This is a genomic window from Bradyrhizobium tropiciagri, from assembly GCF_001189845.1.
GTDB classification, from domain to species: domain Bacteria; phylum Pseudomonadota; class Alphaproteobacteria; order Rhizobiales; family Xanthobacteraceae; genus Bradyrhizobium; species Bradyrhizobium tropiciagri.
The window spans coordinates 1-13,231 of sequence record NZ_LFLZ01000127.1; the positions used below are offsets into that span (position 1 = coordinate 1).

Genomic DNA, 13,231 nt, shown 5'->3' on the forward strand with positions numbered 1-13,231 from the left:
GGAACGCATCGTTAGATGCGTTCCGGGTGAGGGGGGCCTCCGCAAACGCAGCGATCACCGAATACGGAGACGGCCCCTCACCCCAGCCCTCTCCCCGCGAAGAGCGGGGCGAGGGAGCACAGCCGTCGCGCCTCGCAATTCGACCTTTTCTCATCGTGCTTTAGTTGAACGCCATGCCGCCGCTCATCGCGATGGTCTGTCCGGTCATGTAGGGATTGTTGACCAGCAGCATCACGGCCTGCGCCACCTCCTCGGCAGTGCCGAAACGGCCGACCGGGATCCGGCTGACGAGGCCGCTCTGGCCCTTCATCATGTCGGTCTCGATCAGCGAGGGCGCGACCGCATTGACGGTGATGCCTTCCTTGACGAGGCGTGCGGCATAGCCGCGGGCCATGCCCTCCATGGCCGCCTTGGATGCATTGTAGTGCGGGCCGATCGAGCCGCCGCCGCGCGCAGCGCCGGAGGAGATGTTGACGACGCGGCCCCATTTCCGGGTACGCATCATCGGCAGCACCGCCTGCGTGCAAAGAAACGCCGATTTGAGATTGACCGTGATGGTCCGGTCGAAATCCTCTTCGGTCAGGTCGTCGACACCCCTGACGATCGCGATCCCGGCATTGTTGACGAGGATATCGATCGGGCCGAGCTCGGACTTGGCGCGCTCGACCAGGCCGGTGACGGCGGCTGCCTCCGAAACGTCGGCGGCAATTGCGACGGCCCGGCCGCCCGCGGCAATGATGCCCTTCGCCAGTGTCTCCGCCTCGGCCGCGCGCTCGCGGTAATTGATCGCGACGGCAGCGCCGGCGTCCGCCAGCATCTTGACGATGGCAGCACCAATGCCGCGCGATCCGCCTGTCACCAGCGCCACATGTCCGTGCAGACTGTTTGTTGTCATCTAGTCACCCTGATTGACGTATCCTTGTCGTATCCTTGTCGCATCCTTGGAGGCTCGCAAACGGGCAGGCGAGGCGCAACGCAACTTTGCTCAAATCTGCGTTGCGGGACCGTCAAACGGCGAAAAACCGCCGTCTCCCGCCGGAATCGGCCTTGCGTCCGGCGCGGGCCGGCGGCAATGGTTGGGGCATCACTTCTTCCAGCTACCCACGAGAGCCCGATGAGCAAACTGATTGTCCGCGCCGGCGATTTCACCTTTGACGCCCGTTTCGAGGAACAGCTCGCGCCGAAGACGGTGGCCGCGTTCCGCAAGGCGATGCCGTTCGAGAGCCAGGCGATCCACGTGCGCTGGAGCGGCGAGGGCGTCTGGATGCCGCTCGGCGATCTCGATTTCGGCGTCTCCTACGAGAACCACACCAGCTATCCGGCGCCGGGCCAGATCATCCTCTATCCCGGCGGCATCAGCGAGACCGAGATCCTGCTCGCCTATGGCGGCGTGCATTTCGCCAGCAAGATGGGCCAGCTCGCCGGCAATCACTTCATCACGCTGACCTCGGGGCTGGAAAATCTCACGGCTTTCGGCAAGACCGTGCTGTGGAAGGGCGCGCAGAACATCCGCTTCGAGGAAATCTGATGTGACCGAGGCCCGCTATCCGCGCGATCTCCGCGGCTACGGCCGCAACCCGCCGGATCCGAAATGGCCTGACGCTGCGCGCGTCGCAGTGCAGTTCGTGGTCAATTTCGAGGAGGGCGGCGAGAACAACATCCTGCACGGCGATCGCGCCTCGGAAGCGTTTCTGTCCGACGTGCTCGGCGCGCAGCCCTGGGCCGGCCAGCGCCACGCCAACATCGAGACGATGTTCGAATATGGCTCGCGCGCCGGCTTCTGGCGGCTGTGGCGGATGTTCACCGAGCGGAAGCTGCCGACGACCGTGTTCGGCGTCGCGATGGCGCTGAAGCGCAATCCCGATGTCGTCGCGGCGATGCAGGAGGCGGGCTGGGACATTGCAAGCCACAGCCTGCGCTGGGTCGAGCACAAGGACATGTCGGAGGACGAGGAGCGCGCGGAGATCGCGCGCGCCGTTGCCGTGCACACCGAGGCGACCGGCGCGCGGCCGCTCGGCTGGTACACCGGCCGCTCCTCGATCAATACGCTGCGGCTTCTGATGGAGGCCGGCGGCCTGCGCTATCTCTGCGATTCCTATGCCGACGATCTGCCGTACTGGATCAAGGCTGCCGGCACCGAGCCGCACCTCGTGATCCCCTACACGCTCGATGCCAACGACATGCGTTTCATCAATGCGCAGGGCTTTGGCGGCGGCGACGAGTTCTACACCTATCTGAAGGACAGCTTTGACGTGCTCTATGCCGAGGGCGCGACGCGACCCAAGATGATGTCGGTCGGCCTGCATTGCCGCGTCGTCGGCCGTCCCGGCCGCGCCGCCGCGCTGATGCGTTTCCTCGATTACATCGGGAAGCACGAGCACGTCTGGGTGCCGACACGGCTTGCGATCGCCGAGCACTGGCACGCCAATCTGAAGCACCTCGCCGCCGACGCGTTCGAGATCGGGTAGCGGCGGTTCCACGTCCGCCGATTTGACGCAGATATCTCGGACATCCGAGCGAGTTGCATCAGATGAATTGCTGCATTGCACGGACGTCAGAAGCGATCCCGGAGTCCGTGCGTTAGCGGCCTGCAATGCGGGAGCAGGCGGGTTTCATGCGCGACGTCTTGGTCGAACTGGAACACACATTTCATTGGGTTCCGGATTGGGTGTTTGGTCTCGCTCTGATCACGACTGCAATCGCCGCAGCGCTTGTCGTTCACTCGATCGCGCAGCGCCTCGTCCATCGCATGTCAGATCGCAGAACTCGGTCGCCCCCCAACTGCTTGAGCGGACGTCGGGGCCGTCGCGGCTGGCGCTTTGTCTTGCCGCCGTCGCACTGGTGTTGCCGCTGGCACCGCTCGACGATTTGCTGCGGCAGACGCTCAGCCATGTCTTCGGCGTCGCCGTCATCGCCCTGGTCGGCTGGATCTCGATCCGGGCCGTCGACATGGCGTCGGGCAGATATCTCGACAGATTCCGTCTCGACGTTGCCGAGAATTTTCTGGCGCGCAAGCACGTCACGCAGGTTCGCGTCTTCAAGCGGGTCACCGACACGCTGATCGTCATCATCGCGGTCTCCACCGCGTTGATGACGTTCGATTCGGTCCGGCAATATGGCGTCAGCCTGTTCGCGTCCGCGGGCGCCGCCGGCTTGATCGTAGGTCTCGCAGCGCGACCCTTGTTGAGCAATCTGATCGCCGGCGTGCAGATCGCCGTCACCCAGCCGATCCGGATCGAGGACGCCGTCATCATCGAGAACGAATGGGGCTGGGTGGAGGACATCGCCTCGACCTATGTCGTGATCCGGCTGTGGGACTGGCGGCGCATGGTGGTGCCGTTGTCCTATTTCATCGAGCGCCCGTTCCAGAACTGGACGCGCGACGCGCAGTCGCTGATCGGCGCGATCGCGCTGCATGTCGACTATAGCGCTGACGTGCCGGCCATTCGCAAAAGGCTGGAGCAGGTGGCCAAGGAGTCGCGGCTCTGGGACGGCGCGGTCGTCAATCTGCAGGTGATCGACACCCACCCGCGCACCATCGAACTGCGCGCGCTGGTCAGCGCCCGCAATGCGCCGCAGTCCTGGGACCTGCGCTGCGAGATACGCGAGAAGCTGCTGGCGTTCATCCGCGACGAGATGCCGGACGCGCTGCCGCGCGATCGGGCGATCCTCGCGCCTGCCGTCGATGATTTCGGCAGGGCGTTCCTGCGCGGCGCGCCGCCACGGCAGCGCGCGGCTGCACCGGCGCGCAATCAGTGACTTGCTTGAGGCCGCGTACTCATCAGGCCGCGGCCATCGCCTGCATCCAGCGACGGTACTGCTTGGCCCGCCGCTTGGCGTCGATTTGCGAGACGACAAGCGCCCAGATCGGCGAAACGCCGGGAACCGTCCGGCGCCGGTGGCTGAGACGGGTCAACTGGTACTTGACCGCCGCCATGTGCGCCGTGGCGGCAAGCGGCTTGTTCTTCCATGCGATCGGCTTGAGTGACGGCACGTCGACCCGACCGAGACGCCAGTTGCGCGGCAGATCCGGCTCGATGGCGAGCGCGGTTGCGATGCCGGCCATCGCGACGCCACTGTCGATGACCTTTTCGGCGACCTCGCGCCGGCGGATGCCGCCGGTGACCATCAGCGGCATCGTCGCGACGGCTGCAATGTCGCGGGCGAACTCCAGGAAGTAGGCCTCGCGTGCGAGCGTGCGTTCGTCGCGCGAGGAACCCATCATCGCGGGCGCTTCGTAGCTACCGCCGGAGATGCTCGACAAGGTCGACGCCGAGGGGCGCCAGCATGGCGACAACGGCCTTGGCATCGTCCGGCGAGAAGCCGCCGCGCTGGAAATCCGCCGAATTGAGCTTGACCGCGACCGCGAAGCCGGGCGCTACCGCGGCGCGGACGCCACGCACGATGTCGAGCAGTAGTCGCGCGCGGTTATCCAGGCTGCCGCCCCAGCGATCCTGCCGCCGGTTCGAGAGGGACGAGAGGAACTGGCTGAGCAGATAGCCGTGTGCGGCATGGATCTCCACGCCGGTGAAGCCGGCGCGCTCGGCAAGCGTCGCGGTGGCGACGAAGCGGCGCTGTGCGGCTACCTTTTCGGCGGTCGCTTTCGTGCGTCCTAGTGTCCTGCCATGTGCCGGCCGATCTCGGTCAGGTCGGCCTCGCTGGCGCGGGCCTCATGCACGAACGCGCCGTGGAACATCACGACCAGCCGATCCGACAGCTCCAGCAATTCGTCGAGGTCTTCGCTGACGAGGAGCACTGCCGCGCCGCGGTTGCGGGCCGCCATGATCTCGGCGTGGATCTGCGCCACTGCCGCGAAGTCGAGCCCGAAGCAGGGATTGGCCGCGATCAGCACCTCGACATCGCCCGAGAGCTCGCGCGCCAGCACCGCGCGCTGCACATTGCCGCCCGATAGCGCCGCGATCGGCGTCTCCGGCGTGCGGGTCTTGATTTTGTAGCGGTTGATCTTGCGCTCCGCATCGCTCCTGAATGCTTTGCCGTTCAGCCACCAGCCGCCGCGCGCGAACGGCGCGCGATCGAACTCACGGAACGCGATGTTGTCGGCGACGCTCATGCCGCCGACGCAAGCGTTCTTCAGCGGCTCCTCCGGCAGCAGCGACATCCTGTGCCGCCGCATCTCCTCGCGGCTTGCCGAGTAAGTCTCGCCCTGGACGCGGATCACGCCGCTCTCGGCCTCGCGCTGGCCGGCCAGCACTTCGACGAGCTGGCGCTGGCCGTTGCCGGACACGCCGGCGATGCCGACGATCTCGCCGCTCTTCACCGTCAGCGACACGCCGTGCACGGCAATCGCGCCGGCATCGTCGAGCGCAGTGAGCTTGTCGAGCTCGAGCCGGGCCGCGCCGGTCTCACCGGTGCGCGGCGGCTGCACCGTCAGCTGCTCGGCGCCGATCATGGTGCGGGCCATCTCGTCGGGCGTGAGGTCGGCGACCCGGCCGGTTCCGGCGAGCTTGCCGCGGCGCAGGATCGTGACGTCATCGGCAAACGCCATCACCTCGCGGAACTTGTGCGTGATCATCAGGATGGTCAATTCGTCCGCGACCACCATGGCGCGGAGCATGCCGAGCACCTCGTCGGCTTCGCCGGGCGTCAGCACCGAAGTCGGCTCGTCCAGGATCAGGAAGCGGCGCTTCAGATAGAGCTGCTTGAGGATCTCGCATTTCTGCCGCTCGCCGGCGGAAATGTCGGAGACCTTGGCATCGAGCGGCACCTTGAACGGCATCCGCGAAAGGAAGGCCTCGAGCTCCTTCTTCTCCTTGCGCCAGTCGACGACGGAAGGCACGTCATCGCGCGCCAGCACCAGGTTCTCGGCCACCGTCATCGCGGGCACCAGCGTGAAGTGCTGGTAGACCATGCCGAGCCCGAGCGCATGCGCGTTCTTGGGATTGGCGATGCTCTGCTGGCGGCCGCCGACAATGATGTCGCCTTCGGTGGCGTGGTAATAGCCCATGATGCATTTCACGAGCGTGCTCTTGCCGGCGCCGTTCTCACCCAGCAAGGCGTGGAACGAGCCGGGGCGCACCTTGAGCTCGACATTGTCGAGCGCTGTGAAATCGCCGAACCGCATCGTCATGGCGATGGCGTCGACGCCGAACGCGCCTGACGGTGCGGGCGGTTCGCCGATGATCACGACAGCGCCCCGATCAGATCAGTGGATTTGGTCACCGCGCCGAACACGCCGCCCTGCATCTTGATCATCTTCAGCGCGTGATCGTGATTGCTCTTGTCGGTCGCGCCGCAGCAATCCTCGACCAGCACGCATTCGAAGCCGCGGTCGTTGGCCTCGCGCATCGTGGTGTGGACGCAGACGTCGGTGGTGATGCCGGTCAGCACGATGTTCTCGATGCCGCGCAGCCGCAGCATCAGCTCGAGATCGGTGGCGCAGAACGAGCCTTTTCCGGGCTTGTCGATGATGGGTTCGCCCGGCAGCGGCGCGAGATCGGGAATGATCTCCCAGCCCGGCTCGCCGCGCACCAGGATGCGGCCGCAGGGACCGGGATCGCCGATGCCGGCACCGATCTGCCGCGAACGCCAGCGCTTGTTGGCAGGTAGGTCGGCCAAGTCAGCCCGGTGGCCTTCGCGGGTGTGGATGATGTGAAAACCCTGCGCGCGCATCACTGCGAGCAGCTTTTTGATCGGCTCGATCGGCGCCCGCGTTAGCGAGAGATCATAGCCCATCTTGTCGACATAGCCGCCAACGCCGCAGAAATCGGTCTGCATGTCGATGATGATGAGCGCGGTGTTCTCAGGCCGCAAATCGCCGTTGTAGGGCCAGGCGTAGGGCTCGGACTTGATGAAGCGCTCAGGCATGAATGATCTCGCGGTCTATCGGGTGATGGACAATTCGGCGGGCGCGCCGGTCAGCGTGCGCTTCGGCGAGCAGGTGATGATCATGATCGCCAGGGTCAGGATGTAGGGCGCGGCGTTGAACAAATGATAGCCGGAGGTGATGCCGACCGATTGCAGCGCCGGCCCGAGCGCCGCGGCGCCGCCGAAGGCGAGCGAGGCCCACAGGCACAGCATCGGGTCCCAGCGCGCGAAGATGACCAGCGCGACCGCGGTGATGCCCTGTCCCGAGGAGAGACCCTCGTTCCAGCTGCCGGGATAGAACAGCGACAGGAACGAGCCGCCGATGCCGGCGAGGAATCCGCCAACCATGGTGGCGCGCAGTCGGATCAGCAACACCGAATGGCCCATCGCGCGCGCAGCGTCAGCGCTTTCGCCGGCGGTCCGGATCAACAGGCCCCAGCGCGTCGTCCTGAAGGCCCAATAGAGCAGCGGTGCGATCGCAACGCCGATCAGGAACAGCACGTTGATGCGCAGCGCCGCGCGCAGTTGCGGGATGTCACTCCACCAGCCGAAATCGATCGCCGGCAGCCGTGCGGCAGTCGGCTCGATCAGCGGCTTGCCGAGGAAGAAGGCCAAACCAGTACCGAGCAGCATCAGCGCGATGCCGACCGCGATGTCGTTGACGCGCGGCAGCGAGCAGATGCCGGCATGCAGCGCGCCGAACAGGGCGCCGGTGACGCCGGCCGCCAGCACGCCAAGCCATGGCGAGCCGGAAAGATAGGAGATGCCATAGGCGCTCATCGCGCCCATCACCAGCGTGCCTTCGAGGCCGAGATTGATGCGGCCTGATCGCTCGGTGATGCATTCGCCGAGGCTGACGAACAAAAACGGCGTCGAGACGCGGATAGCGCCGCCGAATACGGCGAGCGGGACGGTCCAGAGCCCGAGCGAAGCATCCGCCATGTCAGGACTTTCCCTTCAGGAAACCGATGCGCCCATAGAGCGCGTCGCTCGCCAGCACGAACACGAAGATGATGCCTTGCAGCACCAGCACCGACGCATCGGGCAGGCCGAGCCGCCGCTGCAACAGGCCGCCGGAGGCCGAGATGCCGCCGAGCAGGATCGCGACCGGAATGATCGCCAGCGGATTCTGCCGTGCCAGGAACGCGACGAGGATGCCGGTGAAGCCGTAGCCGGCGGCGAGATTGGCGTTGGTGCGGCCCTGTACGGCCGCGACCTCGATCATGCCGGCAAGGCCGGCGCAACTTCCGGCGAGGAAGCAGACGGTCATGATCAGCTTGCCGACACTGAGCCCCACGATCTTGGCGGCGCGGATGTTGCCGCCGGCGACGCGCGCCGCGAAGCCGAAGGTGGTGTGATAGATCAGGATGTAGGCCGCGATGGCCGCGACGAGGCCGAACACCAGGCCCCAATGCACGTCGGTGCCGGGAATGGTGCCGATCATGTTGGCGGCGCCGATCTCGCGCGTCGACGGCTTGTTGAGGCTCGCCGGATCGCGCATCGGCCCCTCGACCAGATGGTTGAGGATCGCAAGCGCGATATAGACCAGCAGCAGGCTCGAGATCGTCTCGTTGACGCCGCGGTACTGCCGCAAGCCGCCGGAGAGCGTGATCCAGAGGCCGCCGCCGATCATGCCCGCGATCACCATCGCGATCTGCACCACGATCGGCGCCGCGCCCTGCAGTGCCAGCGCCGCCGATGTCGCCGCCAGCGCGCCGATCAGAAGCGCGCCTTCGCCGCCGATGATCACCATGCCGAGCTGCGCCGGCAGCGCCGTGCACAGCGCGGTCAGGATCAACGGCGCGGCGCGGGTCAGCGTGTTCTGCCAGGAGAACCAGGTGCCGAACGCGCCGTAATACATGTAGAAATAGAGATCGAGCGGGTTCTTGCCGTAGAGTGCGATGAAGCCGCCGAACACCGCGAGCGCGCCGATCAGCGCCGCGCCCGGGATCAGGATGTATTCGATGCTCGCGCCGTAGCGCTGGAGGAAGCCGGGATCGGCGGCCGGAGCAACGCCGGCCGCCTCCACCGATTCCGCCGCCTCGGTCGTCACGCGGTGGCTCCGATCACGCCCTCGACCAGATAGTCCATCTTCTCGAGCTCGGGATCCTGCTGGCCGCGGTCGGTGCCGCCGGCGATCACCGTCTTGCCCTTGTTGTCGGCGATCGGGCCCTTGAAGATGGTATATTCGCCGGACATGAACTTGGCCTTGACGTCGTCGGCATGCTTGCGCGCTTCGGCGGAGACCATCTCGCCATAGGGTGAGACCTTGACGATCTCTTCCTTAAGGCCGCCGCGATAGAAGTTCGGGATCGCTTCTCCAGCCACGATCATCTTGACGAATTTCGGGTAGAGCGCCTCCCAATTCCATTCGGCGCCGGTGAGATAGGCCTTCGGGGCCAGCGGTGACTGGTTGACGTGATAGCCGCAGACCATCGCGCCGCGGCGCGCGGCGTTCTCGACCATCGTCTTCGGTCCGTCGACATGACACGTCAGCACGTCGACGCCCTGGTCGATCAGGCTGTTGGTCGCCTCGGCTTCCTTGACCGGCATCGACCAGTCGCCGGTGAAGATCACCTGCGTCGTCGCCTTGGGATTGGCGAGCCGGGCGCCGAGCGTGAACGCGTTGATGTTGCGCAGCACCTGCGGGATCGGCTTGGCCGCGACGAAGCCGAGCTTGCCGCTCTTGGTCGAATAGCCGGCGACGATGCCGGAGATGTATTGCGCCTCGTCGATATAGCCGAAATAGCTGCCGGCGTTCTTCGGGTCCTTGTCCGACCAGAGCCCGCCGCAATGCTCGAAGTGCATCTTCGGAAACTTGCCCGCCATCTTGACGACGTGCGGGTTGTAGTAGCCGAACGAGGTCGGAAACAGCAGCGTGGCGCCGTCGAGATTGATCATGGACTCGATAGTCTTCTCGACCGCATCGGTCTCCGGCACCTTCTCTTCCTCGACCACCTTGATGCCGGGCAGCTTCTTCAGCGCCGCGGCGCCTTGCGCGTGGGCCTGGTTGTAGCCGTAGTCGTCGCGGGACCCGACATAGATGAAGCCGACCGTGGTTTCCGCCGCCGCCGCGCCGCGAATGCCGAGCGTGCTGCCGAGCGCCAACGCAGCGCTTCCCTGCAATAAATGCCTTCTCGAAATCCTGCCAAAATCCATCGCGTGCTCCCTCCGGCGGGGCTGGCCCGCCTGTCCTAGTCGCAGCCGCCGTAACGGCGGAGCTTGACGGAGTGTCGCAAGCTTCGTGCCAGAGCACGTTTGGCGGTCATGGTTCCGTAAGTAGCTGATTATGAATGCGAACGATGGTCGATGTGCTTCGCCTTTGGAATCGGCAGCACCATGATTGCCTAATTTATGAGCAATCAATCTTCGTTGTATGCAATGCCGTTAAGCAACCGCTAACCGCCGAGCGGCCGAAGCGCGCCCGGCCGGGACGTCGCAGAAGGCGTCATTTGCCGGCTGGTGAATCGGACCGGGCCTGCTACGAGTGAAGCGGGCTCGGGCGCCGGGTTGGACCGATGGGAAACAGCATGAGCGAGACAAAACCGTCCTCGAATCCGTCCTCAAACCCGTCTTCCCTTGGCGACGAGATCGTGGCGCGGATCGATCAGCTCGCGGCGATCTCGGAGACGCCGGATCATCTGGCGCGCATCTTCCTCACCGAGGAGCATCGCAAGGCGGCCGATCTCATCCTGTCCTGGATGCGCGAGGCCGGCATGAGTGCGCATCTCGATGCGATCGGCAATGTCTGTGGCCGCTACGAAGGCGAGCGGCCGGGCCTGCCGGCGCTGATGCTCGGCTCGCATTACGACACCGTGCGCGACGCCGGCCGATGGGACGGCCCGCTCGGCGTCATCACCGCGATCGCCTGCGTCGCCGATCTGAACCGGCGCGGCAAGCGGCTGCCATTCGCGATCGAGATCGTGGGCTTTGCCGACGAGGAGGGCGTGCGCTTCGCCTCGACCTTGCTCGGCAGCCGCGCGGTGGCCGGCACGTTCGACGAGAGCGTGCTCAACACCCGCGATCGCGCGGGCATCACGATGCGCGATGCGCTGATCGCCTTCGGGCTCGATCCCGATCATATCGGCAAGGCGGCGCGCGCCCGCCGCGAATTGCTCGGCTATGTCGAGCTGCACATCGAGCAGGGGCCGGTGCTGGAAGAGAAGGCGCTGCCGGTCGGCGTTGTGACCGCGATTTCAGGCGCGACGCGGCTCGCCGCCAATCTCACCGGCTTTGCCGGCCATGCCGGCACCGTGCCGATGCCGCTGCGGCGCGATGCGCTGACCGGCGCTGCCGAATGCATCGTTGCGATCGAGCAATTCTGCAAGAGCGATGAAGCAGGCCTCGTCGGCACCGTCGGCTATATCAACGCCATGCCCGGCGCCACCAATGTGATCCCGGGCAAGGTGTCCTTCACGATGGATATCCGTTCGCAGAGCGACATGCATCGCAAGCGCGCCGTCGCCGACATCGTGCGCCAGATCGAGGCGATCGCAAAGCGACGCGAGCTCGCACTGCAGATCGACGTCACCCACGAGAACCGCAGCGTGCCCTGCGCACCATGGCTGAAAACGCAGATCGCTGCGGCCGTCGCTGCCGAGGGCCATGCCGTGTTCGAGCTGCCGAGCGGGGCAGGGCATGACGGCATGGCGATGGTCGACGTTGCCGACATCGGCATGATCTTCGTGCGCTGCCGCGGCGGGATCAGCCACAATCCGGCCGAGCATGTCGAACTCGCCGACGCCGACACCGGCGCGCGGGTGCTGCTGCGCTTCATCGAGAATTTCGAGCGCACGGTGCAGTGAATATGTGAAGGCGCCGCGGCTGGGCGGTCGTCTGTCCGTGCCGAATCTGGACAGATTTGACCGCCATTGCCTGGCACAATCGGCCTATTTGCGCACCGGCCGGGAACCGCTAGACTTAGCGTCAACGGGGGGAAGGACATGCGGTCGTCCGTCGTCCAGGACGTTCAGTTCCCAAAACAACCGGCGCTGCAGCTGATCTATGACACTGCACCGATCGGTCTTGCCTACCTCTCTCCCGACTGCCGTTACCTGCAGATCAACCAGCGGCTCACCGAGATCTGTGGCATCTCGGTCGAAGGTCATCTCGGACGCACCGTGCATGATTGCGTGCCCGCATTGGCCACCGCGGTCGAAGGCATCGTTCGCTCGATCATGGAGACCGGTGAGCCCGTGACCGGCGTCGAGGTGTACGGCCAGCGTCCCGGTCACAATGACGAGCGATGCTGGATCACGCATTGGCATCCGCAGCGCGAGCCGAACGGGAGCATCGTCGGCGTCAACGTTGCGGCCGAGGAGATCACCGATCGCAAACGCAGCGAACGCGAGATCCGTGCCGCGCGCGACGCGGCCGAGAAGGCCTTGCACCATCTGCAGGAGACCCAGGCGTCGCTGATCGAGGCGGAGAAGCTTGCGGCGCTCGGCCGGCTGGTGGCCGGTGTCGCGCACGAGATCAACAGCCCGGTCGGCACCAGTCTCACCGTCGCCTCGGTGCTGGAGCAGAAATGCGCCGACTTCGCCGCCGAGGCGGCGCGCGGCAAGCTGAAGCGCTCCAGCCTCAGCGATTTCATCGAGGTCGTCGAAAGCGCGTCGTCGCTGCTGGTCGGCAACCTCAAGCGTGCGGCGGATTTGGTGCAGTCATTCAAGCAGGTGGCCGTCGATCGCAGCTATTTCGACCGCAGCCAGTTCGATCTCGGCGAGGTGACGGAGCAGGTGCTTTCGAAGCTGCGTCCGGCGTTGCCGAAGAACAATCTGGCGCTTGAGGTCGATTGCCCGTCGGGTCTCGTGATGAATAGCTATCCCGGCCCCTGGGGCCAGGCGCTGACAAACCTGTTCGTCAATTCGGTCGTGCACGCATTTCCAGACGGCAAGGGCGGCACCATCACGATCCGGCTGCGCGCGTCGGGCGCGGACCAGGCGGAAATCCTGTTCGCCGACGATGGCTGCGGGATGAGCGGCGATGTGCTGCGGCAGGCGTTCGATCCCTTCTTCACCACGCGCCGCGACATTGGCCGGATCGGGCTTGGCCTGCACATCGTTCACAACATCGTCACGAACCGGCTGGGCGGAGAGCTGCATCTCGACAGCGCCCCGGGCATGGGGACGCGCGTGCGTATCACCCTGCCGCGCACGGCCCCGCAGCGCGGGACGGACAGTTGATGCCGGGCAGCATGATCCGGAAAAGTGCGAAGCGGTTTTCCGAAAAGATCATGCTCAAACAAAGAGCTAAAGCGCATCGCGCTTTAAAGCCTGATGAGATTAGGTTGAGCTGGAACGGCGTCGAAGGTTCACCTCTCCCTTGGGAGAGGTCGATTTGCGCAGCAAATCGGGTGAGGGATTACGGTCTATCGAGAGAGCAAGAGCCCTCACCCGGATTGCTTCGC

Annotated in this window: 10 protein-coding genes and 2 pseudogenes; 5 read left to right on the plus strand and 7 right to left on the minus strand. The window is 65.4% G+C overall.

Annotation, left to right across the window (positions count from 1 at the left end):
* Positions 1–160 precede the first annotated feature (160 nt).
* Positions 161–895, minus strand: coding sequence for an SDR family NAD(P)-dependent oxidoreductase (locus AKN84_RS43070; RefSeq protein ID WP_050426399.1), 735 nt, complete (start codon positions 893–895; stop codon positions 161–163).
* 219 nt (positions 896–1,114) lie between these two features.
* Here AKN84_RS43070 and AKN84_RS43075 point away from each other — a divergent pair, with 219 nt between their 5' ends.
* The 3 genes and pseudogenes from AKN84_RS43075 to AKN84_RS43085 all read left to right on the plus strand — a co-directional run bounded on the left by AKN84_RS43075 (position 1,115) and on the right by AKN84_RS43085 (position 3,759).
* Positions 1,115–1,528, plus strand: a complete 414-nt coding sequence (locus AKN84_RS43075; protein WP_021077459.1) for a DUF3830 family protein — start codon at positions 1,115–1,117, stop codon at positions 1,526–1,528.
* 1 nt (position 1,529) lies between these two features.
* Positions 1,530–2,468, plus strand: a complete 939-nt coding sequence (gene puuE, locus AKN84_RS43080; RefSeq protein WP_050426400.1) for an allantoinase PuuE — start codon at positions 1,530–1,532, stop codon at positions 2,466–2,468.
* Between the two features lie 146 nt (positions 2,469–2,614).
* Positions 2,615–3,759 (plus strand): annotated as a pseudogene (locus AKN84_RS43085) (mechanosensitive ion channel family protein).
* A gap of 22 nt (positions 3,760–3,781) precedes the next feature.
* Here AKN84_RS43085 and AKN84_RS43090 read toward each other — a convergent pair.
* The 6 genes and pseudogenes from AKN84_RS43090 to AKN84_RS43115 all read right to left on the minus strand — a co-directional run.
* Positions 3,782–4,577, minus strand: a pseudogene (locus tag AKN84_RS43090) (oxidoreductase); the annotation flags it as partial.
* A gap of 35 nt (positions 4,578–4,612) precedes the next feature.
* Complete coding sequence (locus AKN84_RS43095; RefSeq protein ID WP_050426401.1) at positions 4,613–6,145, minus strand: ABC transporter ATP-binding protein; 1,533 nt, start codon at positions 6,143–6,145, stop codon at positions 4,613–4,615.
* A complete protein-coding gene (gene biuH / locus AKN84_RS43100) occupies positions 6,142–6,825 on the minus strand; it encodes a biuret amidohydrolase (protein WP_050426402.1) in 684 nt (227 codons plus the stop codon). Before biuH ends, AKN84_RS43095 begins: the two co-directional genes overlap by 4 nt.
* A 15-nt stretch (positions 6,826–6,840) precedes the next feature.
* Positions 6,841–7,767: an ABC transporter permease gene (locus AKN84_RS43105; protein ID WP_050426403.1), complete on the minus strand. Its 927-nt coding sequence runs from the start codon at positions 7,765–7,767 to the stop codon at positions 6,841–6,843.
* A 1-nt stretch (position 7,768) separates the two neighbouring features.
* Positions 7,769–8,878, minus strand: coding sequence for an ABC transporter permease (locus tag AKN84_RS43110; protein ID WP_050426404.1), 1,110 nt, complete (start codon positions 8,876–8,878; stop codon positions 7,769–7,771).
* Positions 8,875–9,984 carry a BMP family ABC transporter substrate-binding protein gene (locus AKN84_RS43115; protein WP_050426405.1) on the minus strand — a complete coding sequence of 370 codons (1,110 nt, stop codon included), beginning with the start codon at positions 9,982–9,984 and terminating at the stop codon, positions 8,875–8,877. Before AKN84_RS43115 ends, AKN84_RS43110 begins: the two co-directional genes overlap by 4 nt.
* 371 nt (positions 9,985–10,355) lie before the next feature.
* On the opposite strand from AKN84_RS43115, the gene AKN84_RS43120 reads away from it, so the two are divergent.
* Positions 10,356–11,630 carry an allantoate amidohydrolase gene (locus tag AKN84_RS43120; RefSeq protein ID WP_050426406.1) on the plus strand — a complete coding sequence of 425 codons (1,275 nt, stop codon included), beginning with the start codon at positions 10,356–10,358 and terminating at the stop codon, positions 11,628–11,630.
* A 138-nt stretch (positions 11,631–11,768) separates the two neighbouring features.
* A complete protein-coding gene (locus AKN84_RS43125; protein WP_050426407.1) occupies positions 11,769–13,007 on the plus strand; it encodes an ATP-binding protein in 1,239 nt (412 codons plus the stop codon).
* Positions 13,008–13,231 lie beyond the last annotated feature (224 nt).

Excerpts from the sequence above, each read along its gene's own strand:
- AKN84_RS43125 (WP_050426407.1), top strand. The coding sequence starts at position 11,769 with ATGCGGTCGTCCGTCGTCCAGGACGTTCAGTTCCCAAAACAACCGGCG.
- biuH (WP_050426402.1), bottom strand. The coding sequence starts at position 6,825 with ATGCCTGAGCGCTTCATCAAGTCCGAGCCCTACGCCTGGCCCTACAAC.
- AKN84_RS43120 (WP_050426406.1), top strand. The coding sequence starts at position 10,356 with ATGAGCGAGACAAAACCGTCCTCGAATCCGTCCTCAAACCCGTCTTCC.
- AKN84_RS43075 (WP_021077459.1), top strand. The coding sequence starts at position 1,115 with ATGAGCAAACTGATTGTCCGCGCCGGCGATTTCACCTTTGACGCCCGT.
- AKN84_RS43115 (WP_050426405.1), bottom strand. The coding sequence starts at position 9,984 with ATGGATTTTGGCAGGATTTCGAGAAGGCATTTATTGCAGGGAAGCGCT.
- AKN84_RS43105 (WP_050426403.1), bottom strand. The coding sequence starts at position 7,767 with ATGGCGGATGCTTCGCTCGGGCTCTGGACCGTCCCGCTCGCCGTATTC.
- AKN84_RS43070 (WP_050426399.1), bottom strand. The coding sequence starts at position 895 with ATGACAACAAACAGTCTGCACGGACATGTGGCGCTGGTGACAGGCGGA.